Origin of the sequence: Shewanella sp. BJSY2023SW005 (genome assembly GCF_047314585.1) — a bacterium.
GTDB classification, from domain to species: Bacteria; Pseudomonadota; Gammaproteobacteria; order Enterobacterales; family Shewanellaceae; genus Shewanella; species Shewanella algae.
The window spans coordinates 42,747-61,065 of sequence record NZ_JBKORJ010000040.1 but is presented as its reverse complement, the minus strand read 5'-3'; the positions used below and the strand labels follow the sequence as shown (position 1 = coordinate 61,065).

At 47.0% G+C, this 18,319-nt stretch carries 15 protein-coding genes; 1 reads left to right on the top strand and 14 read right to left on the bottom strand.

Translation table 11 applies throughout. From position 1 onward, the window contains the following. Positions 1 to 7 precede the first annotated feature (7 nt). From ACMHXI_RS12730 to mioC, 6 genes are all read right to left on the bottom strand, one after another. Positions 8 to 391, bottom strand: a complete 384-nt coding sequence (locus ACMHXI_RS12730; RefSeq protein WP_025011727.1) for an ATP synthase subunit I — start codon at positions 389 to 391, stop codon at positions 8 to 10. 225 nt (positions 392 to 616) lie between these two features. Continuing rightward, the gene (locus tag ACMHXI_RS12725; RefSeq protein WP_025889677.1) at positions 617 to 1,498 is read right to left on the bottom strand and encodes a ParB/RepB/Spo0J family partition protein; all 882 of its coding nucleotides are present in this window, start codon (positions 1,496 to 1,498) and stop codon (positions 617 to 619) included. Positions 1,499 to 1,508: 10 nt separating this feature from the next. Continuing rightward, positions 1,509 to 2,297 carry a ParA family protein gene (locus ACMHXI_RS12720; protein WP_025889676.1) on the bottom strand — a complete coding sequence of 263 codons (789 nt, stop codon included), beginning with the start codon at positions 2,295 to 2,297 and terminating at the stop codon, positions 1,509 to 1,511. 86 nt (positions 2,298 to 2,383) lie between these two features. Beyond that, positions 2,384 to 3,007 carry a 16S rRNA (guanine(527)-N(7))-methyltransferase RsmG gene (gene rsmG / locus ACMHXI_RS12715; protein WP_025889675.1) on the bottom strand — a complete coding sequence of 208 codons (624 nt, stop codon included), beginning with the start codon at positions 3,005 to 3,007 and terminating at the stop codon, positions 2,384 to 2,386. Positions 3,008 to 3,107: 100 nt separating this feature from the next. Beyond that, positions 3,108 to 4,997, bottom strand: coding sequence for a tRNA uridine-5-carboxymethylaminomethyl(34) synthesis enzyme MnmG (gene mnmG / locus ACMHXI_RS12710; protein ID WP_107111419.1), 1,890 nt, complete (start codon positions 4,995 to 4,997; stop codon positions 3,108 to 3,110). Between the two features lie 450 nt (positions 4,998 to 5,447). Beyond that, entirely contained in the window at positions 5,448 to 5,888 is a 441-nt protein-coding gene (gene mioC, locus ACMHXI_RS12705; RefSeq protein WP_107006276.1) for an FMN-binding protein MioC, read from the bottom strand. A gap of 148 nt (positions 5,889 to 6,036) precedes the next feature. Between mioC and ACMHXI_RS12700 the strand changes: the two genes are divergently transcribed. Further along, positions 6,037 to 6,888: an endonuclease/exonuclease/phosphatase family protein gene (locus ACMHXI_RS12700; RefSeq protein WP_208143376.1), complete on the top strand. Its 852-nt coding sequence runs from the start codon at positions 6,037 to 6,039 to the stop codon at positions 6,886 to 6,888. 181 nt (positions 6,889 to 7,069) lie between these two features. Here the strand turns inward: ACMHXI_RS12700 and ACMHXI_RS12695 are convergent, their stop codons facing one another. The 8 genes from ACMHXI_RS12695 to yidC all read right to left on the bottom strand — a co-directional run bounded on the left by ACMHXI_RS12695 (position 7,070) and on the right by yidC (position 18,317). Beyond that, positions 7,070 to 7,546, bottom strand: coding sequence for a type II toxin-antitoxin system death-on-curing family toxin (locus tag ACMHXI_RS12695; RefSeq protein ID WP_208185281.1), 477 nt, complete (start codon positions 7,544 to 7,546; stop codon positions 7,070 to 7,072). 1 nt (position 7,547) lies between these two features. Continuing rightward, positions 7,548 to 8,561, bottom strand: coding sequence for a DNA-binding protein (locus ACMHXI_RS12690; RefSeq protein WP_342173245.1), 1,014 nt, complete (start codon positions 8,559 to 8,561; stop codon positions 7,548 to 7,550). After that, the gene (locus tag ACMHXI_RS12685; RefSeq protein ID WP_144160894.1) at positions 8,554 to 9,807 is read right to left on the bottom strand and encodes a restriction endonuclease subunit S; all 1,254 of its coding nucleotides are present in this window, start codon (positions 9,805 to 9,807) and stop codon (positions 8,554 to 8,556) included. Before ACMHXI_RS12685 ends, ACMHXI_RS12690 begins: the two co-directional genes overlap by 8 nt. Next, positions 9,797 to 11,431: a class I SAM-dependent DNA methyltransferase gene (locus ACMHXI_RS12680; protein ID WP_413735091.1), complete on the bottom strand. Its 1,635-nt coding sequence runs from the start codon at positions 11,429 to 11,431 to the stop codon at positions 9,797 to 9,799. The genes ACMHXI_RS12685 and ACMHXI_RS12680 overlap by 11 nt, the downstream gene beginning before the upstream one ends. 28 nt (positions 11,432 to 11,459) lie before the next feature. Beyond that, positions 11,460 to 14,585: a type I restriction endonuclease subunit R gene (locus ACMHXI_RS12675; RefSeq protein ID WP_208185285.1), complete on the bottom strand. Its 3,126-nt coding sequence runs from the start codon at positions 14,583 to 14,585 to the stop codon at positions 11,460 to 11,462. A 21-nt stretch (positions 14,586 to 14,606) separates the two neighbouring features. Next, positions 14,607 to 14,819, bottom strand: a complete 213-nt coding sequence (locus ACMHXI_RS12670; protein ID WP_000588506.1) for a helix-turn-helix domain-containing protein — start codon at positions 14,817 to 14,819, stop codon at positions 14,607 to 14,609. A gap of 430 nt (positions 14,820 to 15,249) precedes the next feature. Next, on the bottom strand, positions 15,250 to 16,611 hold the full coding sequence (gene mnmE, locus ACMHXI_RS12665; RefSeq protein WP_208185286.1) for a tRNA uridine-5-carboxymethylaminomethyl(34) synthesis GTPase MnmE: 1,362 nt from the start codon (positions 16,609 to 16,611) through the stop codon (positions 15,250 to 15,252). 80 nt (positions 16,612 to 16,691) lie between these two features. Beyond that, positions 16,692 to 18,317, bottom strand: a complete 1,626-nt coding sequence (yidC, locus tag ACMHXI_RS12660) for a membrane protein insertase YidC (protein WP_208185287.1) — start codon at positions 18,315 to 18,317, stop codon at positions 16,692 to 16,694. Positions 18,318 to 18,319: the final 2 nt, after the last annotated feature.

Genomic DNA, 18,319 nt, shown 5'->3' with positions numbered 1-18,319 from the left:
ATCCCACTTAACTTTGCTTGAAGTACAAAGGAGCTGCCCAATGCACTACCAACGCCAGTACATAGCAAACAAAAAGGGGCATAAATGCGACCTTTAAATTGATAAATACCAGCGAAAACAATGCTATTGTTAACAGCAACTTTACCGCTTCCCCCCAGTAAAAGCCTTTGAGAACTTTACCGGTAGCGCTTGCTCCCATGTGGGAAAAAGCCAGGGTCGCGAATACAAAATTAGGGAGCACAGCTATGGCAGTTCCTGCCAGAGCAGAATAGCCAAACTGGGCTCCCCACACGGCGAAAAAGATAATTGAAGCACCCCCAGCTATCGCCGCCTGCATCATCACCAACTTATAGGCTGACCAACGGCCACGACGCGCTAAAACCTTACTCAATCATTCTTCTCCGCATTACTACTTTTTGTTTCGATGACCGGACTACAAATATCCGTATGGAGTCGAGGTACAAAAAGCTTGCGAAAGTATACCTTTTCAAGTCTTCTTTGCAACTTTGAGATAAGTAAAAACCTCACCTTTTAACGTGATACAGACCCAAATTCGTATAAATGCAATATTAACAAACGTCACAAATTTACACTAAAAAGCGTTAACCACGTTTTTTTAATGGATTTTGGCAAGAATACCGTCTAATTCAGCCAGATTTTGATAGTTAATTACAATTTTTCCCTTTCCCTTACTACCGTGGGAAATGGAAACTTTTGCGCCTAACCTCTCAATTAACTGACTCTCCAGACGGGCAACATCGGTATCTTTTACAGGCTTTTCGGCCTCTTTGGCAGGATTTAAGACTTTATTTACCAATCGTTCGGTTTCACGAACGGTCAATTCCTTCGCCACCACCAATCGGGCAACAGAAGTTTGCTCTTCACCTTGCAAGGCCAGCAAGGCTCGGGCATGACCCATTTCGATATCACCATACTCCAACAACCGCTTTACCGGTTCATTCAGACCATTGAGCCGCAGCAGGTTCGAAACGGTAGCCCGGGATTTTCCCACAGCATCAGCTATTTGTTGGTGAGTGAGATCAAATTCTTCGATCAAGCGGTTAAGCGCAATGGCCTCTTCCATGGCATTGAGGTCTTCCCGCTGAATATTTTCAATCAGGGCAATAGCCACGGCAGCCTCATCGGCAACCTGTTTGACTATGCAGGGCACCTTGTCCAGCTTGGCAATTTGTGCCGCGCGCCAGCGACGTTCACCGGCGATGATTTCGTATTTGTCATCGCTGATCTTACGCACCACAATGGGCTGAATGACTCCCTGAGCCTTGATGGATTCGGCCAGCTCTTCCAGAGCCTCGGGCGACATGTCTTTACGGGGTTGATACTTGCCGGGCTGCAGCAGATCCACATCCAGGGTAAGCAGAGTTTCGCCGGCATCAACCTTGGATTGCTCGGCATCATCGCGCTTCTTGCTCGCCGCATGGCTGGTACTCAAAAGTGCGTCCAGGCCCTTGCCCAGACCCCGTTTTTTCGGTGTCATGCTCATTCCTTTATGCCTGTTTCGCTTGCTGGTTCTGTTCGGAGCGGCGAATAATTTCGCCGGCTAAAGCCAAATAAGCCTTGGCGCCGGCGCTGCTCTTGTCATAGTACATCGCCGGTGCGCCAAAACTCGGCGCCTCGGCCAAGCGAATATTTCTTGGGATAACAGTGCGGTAAACCTTGTCACCGAAATGCTGTTTCAGCTGATCGGAAACATCGTTGGCCAGACGGTTTCGGGGATCGTACATGGTTCTCAGTATCCCCTCGATCCCGAGTTTGGGATTGACCATGGCCGCCAGCTTGGAAATAGTATCCATCAGGGCGGTCAAGCCTTCCAGGGCATAGTACTCACACTGCATGGGAACCAGTACTGAGTCGGCCGCCGACATGGCGTTTACTGTCAACATATTCAGCGAAGGAGGGCAGTCGATAAAGATGAAGTCGTACTCATCCTGTACTTTTGCCAAGGCATTGCGCAGGCGAATCTCTCTGGCAAAGAACTCCATCAATTTGATTTCGGCGGCAGTCACATCACCGTTGGCGGCAACGAGATCGTATTTCCCGGCTGTGTTACGCACAACGACTTCGTCAAAACTCTTTTCTTCCACCAGCAACTCGTAGGCGGTGTTTTCAACTTCGTACTTGTCGACACCACTCCCCATGGTGGCATTGCCCTGGGGATCCAGATCGATCAATAGCACCCGCCGCTTGGTTGCCGCCAAAGAGGCTGCCAAATTAACACAAGTTGTTGTTTTTCCAACGCCACCTTTCTGGTTGGCTACGGCAATAATTCTCGCCACACTGTCACCTTGTCTGTCAATTTTGTTATTGATGCACGGTTCCGTTTGCATCAAGTTGCTTGATACGCCAGCCAATTGCAAGGCATTCAAACCTGGGGAGCTATGATCAGCAGATGTCTCTGTTCATCCAATTTAGGAACCTTGAGTTCGATGGATTCCCTGATGCTGTATCCCTCAGGGATCCCGGTCAACTCATCAGGGTTCAACTGCCCTTTAAGGGCATAGAATACCCCATTTTGCGCCGGCAAATGCTGACACCAGCTTAACATGTCTGCCACTGAGGCAAAGGCGCGACTGAGCACCCCATCAAACCCTTGTGGATCCTGAAAGGCTTCCACCCGGCTCTCAACCGACTGTATATTTTTTAATTTGAGTTCAATCTGAACCTGTTTTTGAAAACGGATCCGCTTGCCCAGGCTATCGAGCAGCACAAATTCTTTATCCGGATTCAAAATCGCCAGCGGAATACCGGGTAACCCAGGGCCAGTACCCACATCAATAAAACGCTGCCCCTTGAGATGAGGGGAGACGACCAGGCTATCCATGATATGCCGGATAAGCATCTGCTCAGGATCGCGCACCGAGGTCAGGTTATAGGCCTTGTTCCATTTGTTGAGCATGGCAACAAAACCGAGCAGTTGTTGCTGCTGTTCATCCGATACATTGAGGCCAGTCTCTGCCAGATATGTTTTTAACTGTGCTGCAAGCACGGGTATTCTCCCCAGAAAAATACTGCGGGGCTATTATGCGGCCCCAAAACGGCCAAGGGAAGCATCCACTGCTTCCCCGGCTCTGGAATAGTTCACGGTATCAGGCCGAGCGGCGCAGTAATCCCCGTTTTTTCAGATGCACCAGCAAAATGGAGATGGCTGCCGGAGTTACCCCCGAGATCCTGGAAGCCTGGCCTATGGTTTCCGGTTTATGGGCATTGAGTTTGGCGATCACTTCATTGGACAAGCCCGGCACTTCGTTGTAATCGAGCTCCAGCGGCAGGCCGGTATTTTCGTTGCGCTGCGCTTTGGCGATCTCTTCCTGCTGGCGCTGAATATAACCGGCATATTTAACCTGGATCTGCACCTGTTCAGCGGCTTGACGATCCTCAAGACCCGGTCCAAAGCCTTCGATCCCCATAAGCTTGTCATAATCCAACTCAGGACGACGCAACAGCTCTTCAAACGAGGCTTCGCGAGATATTGGCGTATTGAGATGCGGATTCAGCGCTTCAACCAGAGGTGAATTCACATGGATCCATTGACTGCGCAGGCGTTGCAGCTCAGATTCAATCGCCTCAACCTTGGCAGAGAACTTGGCCCAGCGTTGATCGTCAACCAAGCCCAACTCGCGACCTTTCTCGGTCAGGCGCAGGTCAGCATTATCTTCACGCAGCAGCAAGCGGTATTCGGCGCGACTGGTAAACATGCGATAGGGCTCTTTGGTGCCCAGAGTCGAGAGGTCGTCCACCAACACGCCAAGATAAGCCTGATCCCGTCTAGGTGCCCAAGCGTCTTTACCTTGTACCTGTAAAGCCGCATTCATGCCGGCCAGTAAACCTTGAGCTCCGGCCTCTTCATAACCTGTGGTGCCATTGATCTGACCGGCAAAGAACAGCCCATCTATGGTTTTGGTTTCCAGCGAATTTTTCAGATCTCGGGGATCAAAATAATCATATTCGATGGCATAGCCAGGACGCATGATCTCGGCATTTTCCATCCCCTTGATCGAACGGACCAAGGCAATTTGTACATCGAATGGCAAACTAGTGGAGATACCATTGGGGTATAACTCATTGGTATTGAGCCCCTCGGGTTCAATAAAGATCTGGTGAGAACTCTTGTCGGCAAAGCGATGGATCTTGTCTTCAATCGATGGACAGTATCTCGGACCTATACCTTCGATAACCCCTGAATACATGGGGCTTCGATCCAAGCCACCACGAATGATTTCATGGGTTTTCTCATTGGTATGAGTGATATAGCAAGAAATTTGCTGTGGATGCTGACTCACATCTCCGATAAAAGACATCACGGGAAGAGGGTTATCCCCCTGCTGTTCAGTCATCTGTTGGAAGTCGACGCTGCGGGCATCGATACGCGGTGGCGTACCTGTCTTAAGGCGGCCAACCCGAATAGGCAACTCTCTGAGTCTGTGGGCCAGGGCGATCGCCGGAGGATCACCGGCACGACCACCACTGTAGTTTTCCAGACCTATGTGGATCTTGCCACCAAGGAAAGTGCCGGCAGTCAACACCACGGCAGGAGCTTCAAAAGCCAGCCCCATTTGGGTGATAACCCCTATGACTCTGTTGTTTTCAACAACCAGATCGTCAACAGCCTGTTGAAAGATCCTTAAGTTAGGTTGGTTTTGTAATATTTGTTGGATCTTTTGCCGATACAAGGCGCGATCCGCTTGGGCTCTGGTAGCTCTTACCGCTGGACCCTTACTTGAATTCAGGGTTCTGAATTGGATCCCGGCATAGTCAGTTGCTGTTGCCATGGCGCCACCCAAGGCATCTATCTCTTTAACCAAGTGCCCTTTACCTATACCCCCTATAGCCGGGTTACAGGACATCTGACCCAAAGTGTCAATATTGTGGGTCAGGAGTAGGGTATTGACACCCATTCTGGCAGCAGCCAATGCGGCTTCAGTTCCGGCATGACCACCACCTACAACAATTACATCAAACCGTTCATGAAAACGCATAGATTTACCTTTGGCTGGGTAAGGGATGAAAAAGGAATATCAGCCGATCATTTTAGCATCTGTAATGATGCAGGTGAATGCTCTATTTTGTGCTCTTGGATCGCAGGGGAGCAGGCTTATAGATCTTAAGATCTTTATATAGATCTTCTTATTGTGTTTACTATTAGGATCGCATTTTGCTGTGGGTAAGGATTATTGTTTATTTAAAACAACAGCTTAAATTAAAATGATCCTGTGATCTGTTGGCGATCTATCTCCATTAAAGCTGGGGATAGATCGCGATCTTATCCACAAGGTGGATCTGGGCCGTATCGAGGATCTGATTCATACAAAGATTGATCAGATCAAAATAAAGTATTATCCACAGAGTTATGTTTTTTAGACTTAATCTGTGGGTAAGTTAGATCTAAATTGTGAGTACTTGATGCTTTATTCAGGTTGGAAAGCATTTTATAACTCGGGTAGCCAGCCGTCGAGCCATGTCAATGCTGGATCTTCCGGTACGGGATCGTACTGAACATCGATCTGGATCTTATCCACATAGGGCTTGGCTCCCTTGGCGCTCAGTTGCTGAAGCAGCTTTTCCGGGCCTTGGCAGAAAGTGTCGTAACTCGAGTCGCCGATCGCACATAAAGCATACCGACAGTCCTGCAGGTTTTGGTTTGACTGGAGTAATTCCTGATAGAAGGGCTGCAAATTGTCCGGAAGATCGCCGGCCCCATGGGTGGAGGAAACGATCAACCAAAGGGCTTTGGGATCCAGTTGCTCCAACTGTGGGGTTAAGTACAGGCTTGTCTGGTGGCCGTTTTGTTCAAGCTTATTGATGAGTTCTTCGGCGACATATTCGGCTCCTCCCAAGGTGGTTCCAACTAATACTTCGACTTTCGCCATGATAATCCTCTCTGTATGTAGCGCTTGGCGCCTTGATTTAATCGGCCCATATTAATCCAATTTGCGGTGACAGACAGCCTTGGGTAACCTGAGTTTGAGCACTATTGCATTGATCCTGTTGTAGGCTTTTTCTGCGCTTGAGGCTGATATGAAACTGAAGTGGTTGTTGATCTTCCCGTTGCTTTCTTTGCTGGTGATACTAGGGGGATGGCATTGGTTGTTTACCGTACCGGCAAATGTTCAACTGCAATCTGACAGGGTTGACTCCAATATCGGCGCGGCCTGTATCCAAACGCCAACGGCAAAGGCGCTGGATAAGAATGGTGAGTTTGGCGTGTTGATCTGGAATATTCAGAAGCAGCAAAACGGCCTGTGGCGTTCTCGTCTTGATGATTTTACAACAGGCAGGCAGTTGGTGCTGCTGCAGGAAGCCAGTCTGGATCCCGGCATGTACCTTTATTTGAGTGCTACGCAGTGGTTTTGGCGTTTCGCCAATGCTTTCAGTGTATTGGATACCCCGGCCGGAGTGATGAATCTGTCACGCAGCGCTCCCTTGAGCAGTTGTGGCTACCGCACTCTTGAGCCCTGGTTGCGGTTGCCCAAGACGGCCTTGGTCGCTGAATATCCTTTGTCTGATGGCTCATTATTGACTGTGGTCAATGTCCATGGAATTAACTTCAGTGTCGGTATCGAGGAATATCGGCAGCAACTTAAGTCTTTGACTGAAGCCCTGGCTGAGGAAAGAGTAGTGGGGCCTATTATTCTGGCGGGTGATTTCAATACCTGGAGTGAGGAACGCAGTATGCTGCTGGCCGCCTTCGCTTCCTCTTTGGGATTGAATGAGGCTCATTTTGGTGAGGATAACAGGGTGAGAGTTCTGGGGTATCCTTTGGATCATCTCTTTTATCGAGGATTGAAACCCAAAGAGCTGTATGTGCCGGAAACAGATGTGTCGGATCACAATCCTATGGTCGCCAGCTTTGTGATTGCCGAGCGCTAGGCCCTAAGTAACTCATGTTTCCCTGACATCTGTTCCTCCAAAAAAAGGGCCTGTAACCGAAGTCGCGGAAGTCAGCATTCCTAACGGAGGGCCCTGATAGATTATCTTTCCGCCATATTTTCCGGCTCCCGGGCCCATTTCTATTACGTGGTCGGCATTGGCTATCATCTCAAGATTATGCTCAACGATTATCACTGTGATCTTCCTCAGCTCGTTGAACTGCCTCATAAATTTCCAGTTTCAACTCTATAGAATACTCATCGTCATACAGAATTGAGTAAATGATTTTATGCAGTAGCTCTTTATCAATAACGTTATCGGCGACCCAAACGGCGATGTTCTCCATTTCGCGAACGAAATGCTGCACGATGTAGTCAAATCCGTTGAGCTCTAAAAAGTAGGCTCCGAGTGCCAGAGATGAGCGCTTATTGCCATCATTGAAGGCATGGTTTTTGTTGATGGAAAACACTAAGTGCGTGAGCTTGTCTTCGATTTCTGGGTAATACCAGTCGTTTTGAATATGCTCTAATGGGCTTTCAAGTTGACCGATATCTTTTGTACCCGTTAAACCACCTGATTTTTCGATGATCCAATCGTGGGTACTCACTGCGTACTTCACATCGAAGTAAAAGTACCGTGGTTGAGCGTCGTCGGTCATATCAGCGGTCCTTCAAGCGTTTAAATACGTCAAGTGTTTCAGGATCGCTGAGCTGCTCCTCAAGGGATTTACTCTTCTCACCAAGGAAACGCTCAAAGTCAGCTTCTGGAACCGATTTAATATAGGCTTCCAGCTTTTCATGCAAAGCATCTCGAAAGCATAAATCTCGGCTGGCCATTTTTGTTCTGGCATCGGTTATCAGCGGCCTAAAGAGTGGATGCTGCTCAAAACTGGCAAACAGCAGCTCAGCTTCTTTTTGCGTCAATGGACGGCCCAGGCTGGTACTCTGACGCTCTAGCTCGTGAGCGATGCCTGATTCAAAACTTGCGATAAGCGTGAGCACTTCAGAGTACATGGTTTCACGGATCTTATCCTTTTCGGCCAGCTTGAGTATTTTCTTATACTCCGCTGCATTCTCATGGAAAATGCTTTGGTAGATCAGGTTAGTAAAGCGGCCATACTTCCACTTATTGCCGTCTACGTACTTGTCCAAGGCGTCGGTAAACTGTTTGCGGTAGTTTTCCTCTTGGAACGCCGCCATCAAGTAATCTTGATCGCGCTGGTTGATGAACTTGGTGTGACCGCCTGCGCGTTCAGCGAGTACATCAATCACAATATCGAGTACACGAGAGCGCAGTTCTTTGGCGCGTTCACTGTCAGTGAGCAGCATGCCCAAGTTCAAAATAGCGCGAAAAGAGAAAACTCCTAGCACACTGGTTTTGGTACCGTCATCGATGTCGGTACCATGGCTTAAGGCTTTGAATTCTCTAAGTTTTGATCCTCTTAATATTTGGTAGCCATTGTTTTTCAGCTCATCTGCATGGCTGGATAAATAGCGTTCAATCGTACGTTCACTGATTTCAAACAATTCTATGACTTGTTGCTTAGTGAACACCGCCTCACCATTAAACTGAACACCACCTAATGCGAGGTGTTGCTCTGCTTTTTGCAAGGCGTAACGGTTATTTAGAATGTTTTGTCGGTCATGCAAAGACTCAGTGAGATCTTTAGCCATGCAGAGTCTCCTGTGATTCAGTGCTTGGTTTTACCGTTACTTGGCCGTTCATTAGCATGGGAAGAAGCCAGTCTCGAAGATTTACAAGTTCACGATTTTCTAGGCTTCGCTCAAATATCATTTTGTTGTAATTCGTGACAACTTCATCATATTTTTCAAGCAAATCCGCTGTTGGATAAGCTAATGTAAGTGAATGTAAATCGTTTTTTGTAATCGAACCGAATGTTGTGCCTTCTGAATTTCGGCGATCAAAAATCTGTTTGAAATACTTCATCACATAAAATAGGAAGCCATCAGATCCAGCTTTACTGTTTAGTGCAGCTAAGCCTCGACCAATACAACAATCGGTGTTGGCAATATTCATATCGCCAACAGGTGCACGAACGCTTAACAAAATGTCACCTTTCTTTGCCATGCGGCTAGGAGCTGTAGTGTATTGTCGGGTGCTGGGAAATAACCAGCCAAAGTCTGTGGAACCTTGATAAAAAATGGTTCCAGTACCTTCTTCGTTATAGGAACTTCCCGCTGGTGATTGCCCCATCGTAATGTTAGCTATCTGAGAGAGTGTCTTGTCGCTCCACCCCTCCGGTATTTCCCGCTTCAAGGTATCGTTGTAAACCATCTTTCCGCCAGAAGCTTTATAGGGCTTTCCATTCACATCGGGGAAATCAAACTGCACGAACCAGTAGTCGTACAGCGTTTTCGCCATCGCTTCTAATTCAGCGTTAATGCGGTTGTTGAGTTCTATTTTATCATCCAATGATTTTAATACGTTCGCAATTGCCTTCTGCTCACTCAACTTTTCTGGCAATCGAATAGGATATCCCTTGATATCATTCGAATTTAGATTCTTTCTAACCCCAGAAGAGAGATTTCTAAGTTCCTCATACTGTGTTTTCAAGAAGTAGTAAACATATTCGAAATCAGCTTTTTGATGATCAACTACAACGTTGCAACAAGCTTGATTTGTTGCCATAGGCTTTCTTAATATCGAGAGATTTCCACGAGTTTTACCTTCACCATACATTGCGATAGAAAGAGAATTTTCAGGAAAAATCTTAATACTAGTTTGGTCTAATGCCTTTGTAGATATATGCTCATTTGTTTCATATATATACTTCTCACCAAGTTGTTCAGTCTTCAACCACGGTATTGTTCCTTTTTCCCAAAACTCAGAATTACTTCTTAAAGGCGTTAGTCCACTAGAAATGCTTACAGAAAGATCAAGCAAAGATTTAGTTATCATACTTCAAACCTGCCAACTGCTTTTTAATCTCCACCTCTAGCTCACGAGAACGACCAAACAAGCTTTCCAAATTATGGGTAAATGTCTGCATTTTTTCAGTAAATTGATCTACTGTTATATCAACATATTCGATTTTCACATCGAAATACTGCCCTGCACTGAGGCTGTAGTTCTTCGTTGTGATCTCGTCATAGCTAACAGCGACGGAGAAATCTTCTTCTGTCCACTTATTGTTGAACACATCAATGATTTGCTGTTCTTCTTCTGGTGTCAGAACCGTCTTCTGATTCTTACCTTCTTTGACCTTTTGACCCAGGTTGGATGCATCAACCAGCACCACTTTGTCTTTGTTGCTGTCATCAATAAACAGAATAGAGACGTTGGTGCCTGTATTGGCAAAAATATTGGATGGCATAGACACCACACCCGCCAGCATCTTGTTGTCAACCAAGTACTGACGGATCTTTTTATCAATGCCCGGCTGAGCGGTGATAAATCCCGTTGGTAATACTACCGCTGCTTTTCCACCAGGCTTTAACGAATAGATAATGTGTTGAAGGAACAATTGATAAATAGCCATTGACTCCACTTTCTTTTTAGGAATAGTAGGAATACCAGCAAAAAAGCGGTCTTTGTTTTCTTTGCTATCCAACTCATCACGAAAATCACTGAAATCCAGTTTAAATGGTGGGTTAGAGACAATGTAATCAAATTTGCGTAGCCCACCATTTTCCTTGTGGTGTGGATGCAGCAAGGTGTTACCTTCAATCACGTTAGGGATTGAATGCACTAAGTTGTTCAAAATCAGGTTCAAACGCAGTAGGTTTGATGACTTCTTCGAAATATCCTGCGTGTAGATGCTACAACGCGTTTCACCGATGGCATGGGCGACGTTCATAAGCAGGGTACCAGAGCCCGCTGATGGGTCATAACAGCTAACATTGCGTACGGTGCCTTTCTGGTCTTCAGGCACCAAAATTGCGGCCATAATGCGTGCTACCGCATGAGGGGTGTAGTACTCGGCGTATTTACCGCCTGAGTTGCTGTTGTAGTCTTTGATCAGGTATTCAAAGATGGTGGCGTAGAAATCAAACTTCTGGTTAAAGATACGCTCAAAACTGAAATCAATCAGTTTGTTGATGATCGCTTTACAGAAAGCATCACGCTTGGAAACTGTCACGTTCTCGCTGATGCGGGTAAACAGTTGTACTTTCTCGCCTGTGTCCGTCATTACCGCAAATACATCGTTATTGGTGATGGCTATGTCCATCAAGGTATCATCAAACAGCTGAGCAAACCCAGGTTTGTCCTGCTGGTTGAACAAGTGACTGATGAAATGATGTGGCTTGAGACGAGCAGTGTCAGCACCCATCTGGATCTGGAGCATCTCTAGATCCTCTTCACTCATTTCAATCAGCGCTTCTTCCCATTTTGCCGCGCTGGCGATTTTTTCGTCTATTTTTTTTGCTTCATAGGCGAACTTATCGTTCAGGAATTTATACAAAAAGACCTGAGTGATGATCTCAAATTCCCCAGTACTGTTACCTAAGCCATTGGTTGCACAGATGCTTTTCAGGCTATCGATAAGGGCTTTTGTTTTTTCTCTAAATTCGAGTTCGACCATGGTTTGTGTACTGCCTTAGTTGGTGTTCTTACCAGGATTGGCTACCTGTATTAAATTCTTTTAAATATTCTGCTACGACAAGGTGGTTTACATAACGAACCGCTTCCGCATTCAAAGGAATGCTCTGTTGTTTGATAAAGCGGTTATGAACCTTTGGTAGCAGATGCCGCTCAAAATAGCTTTCGTTATCGAGAACGGACTTGTTGTCGAGTACCTGGCTATCGGCGTCTTCTTTGACTCCGAGCAGGGCCTCAAAAATCTTTCTTTCAGAGTCAGTAATGTCGCGTCGTTCTTGTTGGCGCTCAAATAAACGCTTGTGTAAACGCGCATACTTGGTGTCACCTAGGTACTTCTGACGCAATTGGTTGTTCTGTCGGTTCAACTCTTTCACTCGTTGGTGAATTTTATTGAGTGCATCGATGTTGGCGACCATTTCATCTTGTGTTACTTCACTGAGATTCTTTTTCTTAAACAATCGCTCTAGTTCATCTTTCAGGTTGATGAATTTCGGGTCTTGTTGGTCAAAGTTACTTGCCAGTGCTTCGCGTGTTTGGCGCAGTGTATTCTTCAACTGGTCAGCCAAAACCAGCTCTTCTTCACCGATTTTAACGAACTTGAAGATGACATCTTCTAAGGCTCTGTGAAGCAGGTGTGTGGTGTCTGTACCTTGTTCAAGATCTTGCTTGAGGTTGAGCAAGTCCAAATGATTGCTGGTTTCGCGGTAAAGCACGTTTAGCTTGGCAAAATCCAGTTCATCAAGGAAGTCGTACTCACCTTGCAGGCGAATTAAGTTATACAGGCTTCGTGCATCAGCTAGGGCATTTTTCAGTGCTAAGACAGTTTCTCTGTCTTGTATCTGGCTGATTTGATCACAGAAGGTCTCCATGTTGTCGATATCAAAGCGGAACAACACATCTTTAATGTGTTCTATCTCTTGTTTGATCTCTTCCTGTGATTTGAATAGCTTGGAGTAGCTTTCGATTTCGTCGCCCAGCTCAGATTGCAGCTCGTCAAAGTAAGCTTTGTTAGTCGCGTCAAACTCTTTGCGGATGTCTGCAAAATCAACCACATAGCCATAACGGAAGTCCTTATATGTGCGGTTGACGCGTGTCAGTGCTTGTAGCAAGTTATGTTTGCGGATCACGCGGCCAAGGTAGAGTTTCTTCAAGCGTTTAGCATCGAAGCCTGTGAGTAGCATGTTGTAAACAAACAGTAAGTCGATTTTTCCTGCTTTGAAATCTTCAACCCAATATTTGCGTTCTTGTTTTGTGCCGACATCATGCAAAATCAGCGCAGCATTGCTCACTTTGTGGGCTTGCTTGGCTGGCTCCATGCTTGCCGTTTGAACATAAGTCGGGATCGGTTCTGCTACCGATGTTGCTTGCTGAGGTTCCGCGCTGTCACTGCTGAATAGGGGCTTTGAGGCGTACACAGCATTAAACAGCTCAAACATTTTCTTTGCTTGGTCTGAGCTATCGCAAATGATCATACCGCCTATGGTTGCGTCATTTAGCGTGCCGCGACTCTTTTCGAAGTCACTAATGATGTAGTCCAGCATTGGCTCAACAAAACTTTGATGTGCGTATATTTCTTTGCGATCTACATCGCCCATTTTTACTTCAGCTTCTTCCAGCGCTTGCTGAAGCGTCATTTTGTAATTGGTCGCGATCTCTTCACGAATTAAGCGCAGGGTATAGCCGTCGGCAATGGAAGCATTGTAGTAATACTTGTGAATGTAATCGCCAAAAAGAACTCGCGAGTTATAGTCTTCACCCAGTAATGGCGTACCCGTTAAGCCTATCTTGATAGCGTTGGTATCAGACTGAGTCAGATTGGCTAGAAAGCTACCTTTCGGGTTGTAACTGCGATGAACCTCATCCAGGAAGTAAACGCGTTGGATGGTGACGTTATAGTCTTGCGTTGAAATAACGTCGGGGTCATCTTTAAACTTCTGAATGTTGACGACGGTTATTTCGGCTTTGCCTGAGTGGTTGTGAATCACTTGTGTGGCTTTGATGTCACGTGTGAACGCTTCACGGGAGTTTATGGTATGAACAATCAAGCCGCGTGCAGTGAACTCTCTCTGTGCTTGTTGCAGCAAGTCTAGTCTATCGACGATAAAATAAAACTTTGGAATGATTTCTCGTTTTTGGAAGTAATCCGTTAAGAACCCAACGTTGTAATAGGTTAACGCGGTTTTACCACTTCCTTGGGTATGCCAAATAATCCCTTTACGAACCCCTTCGTTTAGCTTTCTCTCAATAGCTTTGGTCGCAAACATCTGTGGGTAACGCATGATGTGTTTTTGCAGGCCATCACTCTCTGATACGTAGACCAATGCATAGCGTAGAACAAAGGACAAACGTTCTTTGCTGAGTAAAGAGGTACAGATTCGATTGGTTGGGCGGCTGGGTTCTTTGTTGCTCAAAAACTCAGGGTTGCTGCGGATCACTTCTAAGTTGTTGTCTTTGAGTACTGCCAGTTCTTGTTCATCAGTCAGTGGTTTTAAAAGCGCAGTGAGATCTAACACCTCTTCTTCACGAAAGTAGTTAAACACTGGCTTGTCATATGAACTGCTCGCGTAAAACGCACCTTGTACCGGCTCTGAATCACCATCGACGTAGTCCATGTTGTTGGAAAAAATCATGAACTGAGTGATGTTAGCAAAGCGCTTGAATTTCGGGTTTTGAAAACGTTTATTGATGCGTTCTCTTTCCGCGATGATACCGTCCCGGTTGTTAGGCTTTTTCACCTCAATAAACACCAGCGGCATGCCGTTGATTAACAAGATAATGTCAGGACGAAATTCATCGTCTCCGTTCTTGTAGGTTAGCTCAGTAACAACATGGAAGCTGTTGTTGGAAAAGTTCTCGAAATCGATCAGCTTAGTGCCAGATCGAGCCTTCAACTTATTGAAAAAAGCTCGGCCTAAGTCTTCGTTATCCAGAGAGAGTTTCACTTCTTCGAGCAAACGGCCAACGTCATCAGATGTCATGTCAGGATTTATACGGCTGACCGCTGAGGAGAATAATTCCGGGAAGATATTTGTATCCTTGTCCCAGTGTGTTCCTTTCAGGGATAGGTACTCATAACCTAAACGCATGAGATGTAGGATCGTTGGTATTTTTACTCTTGAATCTTCTGTGAAGCTCATATCAGTCCTTCGTTATTGTTTTTATTGATCATTCTCTGGTGACTGTTCTAAGAGCTCACCAACTTGACAATTAAATAGCACGCACAGTTTGTCGATGGCTTCTAAGTCCACTTTTTGTGCTGTTTCTTTGTACAGAAGTGTCACTGTGTTGCGGCTTAAACCCGTTTCACGAATGACATCCGCTATTCTTAATTTGCGCTCTCCCATCAAACGGGCGAGGTGGCATTTGATCATGTGTTCCTATCCATGCAGGCATTCTGAACGTAAGCGCAACTATAACAGAAATGCCAGCCAGTGGTTAAAAATTAGAGTTGAAGTGAAATTATTCGAGAGGAGATATAGCTGGTGTTGCTTGCCTATAGGGGGGATTGCTGTCACAAGTGTAATGGTCAATTTAAATTGACCATTACACTTGAACCGTCTTCCGAGGTCTTTGAGCCGTAATAGTACACAAGCCTTATGGGGTGCAGGCCATTCTTATCTGGTTCTCGATTTTGTATATTGATTTTCATAGATTTTTCTCATCTTGCGCTCCAGAATTTATCTTCGGAGCACATACGGAGCAATAATCGACAAAACCCTTCAAATCACTTCCCACCAATTAAAACAAAATTATTTTAAAATCATAATGTTGTTTTGATTTCGTTTGATGCGTTTTACTATTTTACTTCCCGATACAGAAGCTGGAAAAAATTCTTCCCAGCAGATCGTCCGAGGTGAATTGGCCGGTGATTTCGGCCAGAGCCTGTTGAGTCATGCGCAGTTCTTCGGCCAGCAGCTCACCTGCCTGATAGACTTCCAGCTGTACTTTGCCCTGCTGCAGATGTTCACCGGCGACTTCCAAGGCTTCCAGGTGACGGCGACGGGCGATAAAACCGCCTTCCAGGTTACTCTGATAGCCCATCAGGTTCTTGAGGTGCTGCTTCAGCGCATCGACCCCGAGCCCGGTTTTGGCTGAGATCCTAAAGACGTCATAGCCTTTCTCTTCGCTGGGACTCAGTGACTCACCGGTCAGATCCGCCTTATTACGTACCACAGTGACGCCGAGGTTTTTCGGCAGGCGATCAATAAAGTCCGGCCAGATTTCATGGGGATCAATCGCTTGGGTTTCTGTGCCATCTACCATAAACAGCACTCTGTCGGCGGTGGCGATTTCGGCCCAGGCTCTTTCTATCCCTATCTGTTCCACTGTGTCAGTGGTGTCACGCAGGCCGGCTGTGTCTATGACATGCAGTGGCATGCCATCCAAGTGGATATGCTCCCGCAATACATCCCTTGTGGTGCCGGCTATTTCGGTGACAATCGCCGACTCTTTTCCCGCCAGGGCGTTGAGCAGACTGGACTTACCGGCGTTGGGGCGGCCGGCTATCACTACTTTCATCCCTTCGCGGATGATTGCGCCCTGTTTGGCACTGGCCTGTACCAAGTCCAGTTTATCTATGATGCGATAAAGGGCATTGGCAATCTTACCGTCGGAGAGGAAATCCACCTCTTCATCGGGAAAGTCGATGGCGGCCTCGACATAAAGACGCAGATTGGTAACCTGTTCCACCAACTCATGCACTTCGCGGGAAAACTCGCCTTGGAGTGATTGCAGTGCGCTCTTGGCGGCCTGTTCACTGGTGGCATCGATAAGATCGGCAATCGCTTCTGCCTGGGTCAGATCCAGCTTGTCATTCATAAAGGCCTGTTCGCTGAACTCCCCAGGGCGTGCCAAGCGGATCCCCTCGACTTCGAGGACTCGCTTAATCAGCATGTCCATGACGATTTGACCACCATGGCCCTGAAGTTCCAGTACGTCTTCACCGGTAAAAGAATTCGGGCCTTTGAAGAACAGGGCGATCCCCTGATCCAGCACTTCTCCCTGACTTCCCTTGAAGTCACAGTAATCGGCATATCTTGGCTTGGGCTGGTGGCCCAGCAATGCCTGTGCAACGGATTGGGCCTTGGGCCCCGAGACTCTGACTATGCCTACACCACCGCGGCCTGGAGCGGTGGCCTGCGCCACGATAGTATCTGTTGTCACTGCATTAACCCTTGAAAACGTATTTATAAAAGCAAAAGGCGACCCTTAGGCCGCCCTTGATCATTTGACCCAAAATCGGCTTATTTTAAGCCTTTTTTCTCCAGGCCGGCATAGATAATCTTCTGCTGGATAATGGCAACTATGTTACCCACCAACCAGTAGAGTACCAGACCGGATGGGAACCAGAGGAAGAACACAGTAAAGATTACCGGCATCCATTGCATCATCTTCTGCTGCATAGGATCCATGGTCGGTGCCATTGGCTGCATTTTTTGCATCAGGAACATGGAAACACCCATCAGCAGCGGCAGAATGTAGTAAGGATCCTGTACCGACAGATCGTCAATCCACAGCATGAACGGCGCATGGCGCAGTTCCACACCTTCCATCAGTACCCAGTAAAGGGCAATAAAGATAGGCATTTGCAGCAAGATAGGCAGACAGCCACCCATAGGGTTCACTTTTTCCTTCTTGTACAACTCCATCATAGCCTGGCCCATCTTCTGGCGATCATCACCGAATTTGTCCTTCAGCTCCTGCAGTTTTGGTTGCAGGTTACGCATCTTGGCCATGGAGGTGTATTGCGCCTTGGTCAGCGGGAACAGAATACCGCGCACCGTCAGGGTGATCAGTATGATGGCCAAGCCCCAGTTACCCACTATTGACTGGAAGAACATCAGCAGCTTGTAGATGGGTACAGCCAGCCACCAGAGGAAGCCATAATCTACAACCAGGTTAAGGGTATCAGACAGCTCGGACAGGGCGGCTTGATCCTTTGGACCTACGTAGAAGTCGGCGCTCAGGGTCATTTCAGTGCCCGGGGCTACTGTCTTTGGCTCACCCAGGTAGCCAATGTTGGCGGTTCCTGAGCTCTCTCTGGTGAATATGGTGTTGGTTTCATTCTTTGGTGGAACCCAGGCTGACACAAAGTAGTGTTGCAGCATGGCGGCCCAGCCACCTTTGGTTTCCTTCTCCAGATCCTTTTCCTGGATATCGTCAAACTTGTACTTCTCGTAGCGGATATCGGCAGTTGAGAAGGCGGCACCACGATAAGTTGGCATCATCATGCTGCTGTCTGAAGGTTTGATGGTCTGTTTAATCTGACCGTACATCTGAACCTGCAGCGGCTCAGAAGTGGTGTTGTCAATTTTGTATTCAACTCCCACGGCAAACTGGCCTTTGTGGAAGGTGTAGATCTTGGTGTACTTGGCGCCGTTTGCTGCGGTGTAACTCAAAGGAACCAACAGTGTATCCTGGCCATCGGCAAGGGTGAATTCCTTGGCACTGGCAGAATAGGTGGCACGGCTATTGACACTGTCAGTACCGCCGGTGCCCATCAGGCCACTCTGGGCTATGTAAACAAAACCGGGTTTCTGTTCCAACAGGACAAACGGCTCATCTTTGTTCAGTTCCAGTTTGTGAGAAACCAGAGCAGCATGCACTATGTCACCACCGACAGGGTTGATCAGTACATCCAGTTGATCTGTGGTGACCCTGATAAGATCTTTGGACGCCACGGCCGTTTCTCCTGGCATGCCTGATTTGGCAACCGGAACGTCAGCGCTGTGAGTTGTCTCTTGAACGGAAGTGGCAACTGTATTTTCAGTTACAGCGGGTTTGGGTGCTTTATCGGTTTGCCACTGTTGCCACAGCAAGAAGCTGACAAACAGCAGGCCGATAAGCAGTAAATTGCGTTGAGATTCCATAG

Excerpts from the sequence above, each read along its gene's own strand:
- ACMHXI_RS12725 (WP_025889677.1), bottom strand. The coding sequence starts at position 1,498 with ATGACACCGAAAAAACGGGGTCTGGGCAAGGGCCTGGACGCACTTTTG.
- mnmG (WP_107111419.1), bottom strand. The coding sequence starts at position 4,997 with ATGCGTTTTCATGAACGGTTTGATGTAATTGTTGTAGGTGGTGGTCAT.
- mioC (WP_107006276.1), bottom strand. The coding sequence starts at position 5,888 with ATGGCGAAAGTCGAAGTATTAGTTGGAACCACCTTGGGAGGAGCCGAA.
- ACMHXI_RS12700 (WP_208143376.1), top strand. The coding sequence starts at position 6,037 with ATGAAACTGAAGTGGTTGTTGATCTTCCCGTTGCTTTCTTTGCTGGTG.
- ACMHXI_RS12695 (WP_208185281.1), bottom strand. The coding sequence starts at position 7,546 with ATGACCGACGACGCTCAACCACGGTACTTTTACTTCGATGTGAAGTAC.
- ACMHXI_RS12690 (WP_342173245.1), bottom strand. The coding sequence starts at position 8,561 with ATGGCTAAAGATCTCACTGAGTCTTTGCATGACCGACAAAACATTCTA.
- ACMHXI_RS12685 (WP_144160894.1), bottom strand. The coding sequence starts at position 9,807 with ATGATAACTAAATCTTTGCTTGATCTTTCTGTAAGCATTTCTAGTGGA.
- ACMHXI_RS12680 (WP_413735091.1), bottom strand. The coding sequence starts at position 11,431 with ATGGTCGAACTCGAATTTAGAGAAAAAACAAAAGCCCTTATCGATAGC.
- ACMHXI_RS12675 (WP_208185285.1), bottom strand. The coding sequence starts at position 14,585 with ATGAGCTTCACAGAAGATTCAAGAGTAAAAATACCAACGATCCTACAT.
- ACMHXI_RS12670 (WP_000588506.1), bottom strand. The coding sequence starts at position 14,819 with ATGATCAAATGCCACCTCGCCCGTTTGATGGGAGAGCGCAAATTAAGA.
- yidC (WP_208185287.1), bottom strand. The coding sequence starts at position 18,317 with ATGGAATCTCAACGCAATTTACTGCTTATCGGCCTGCTGTTTGTCAGC.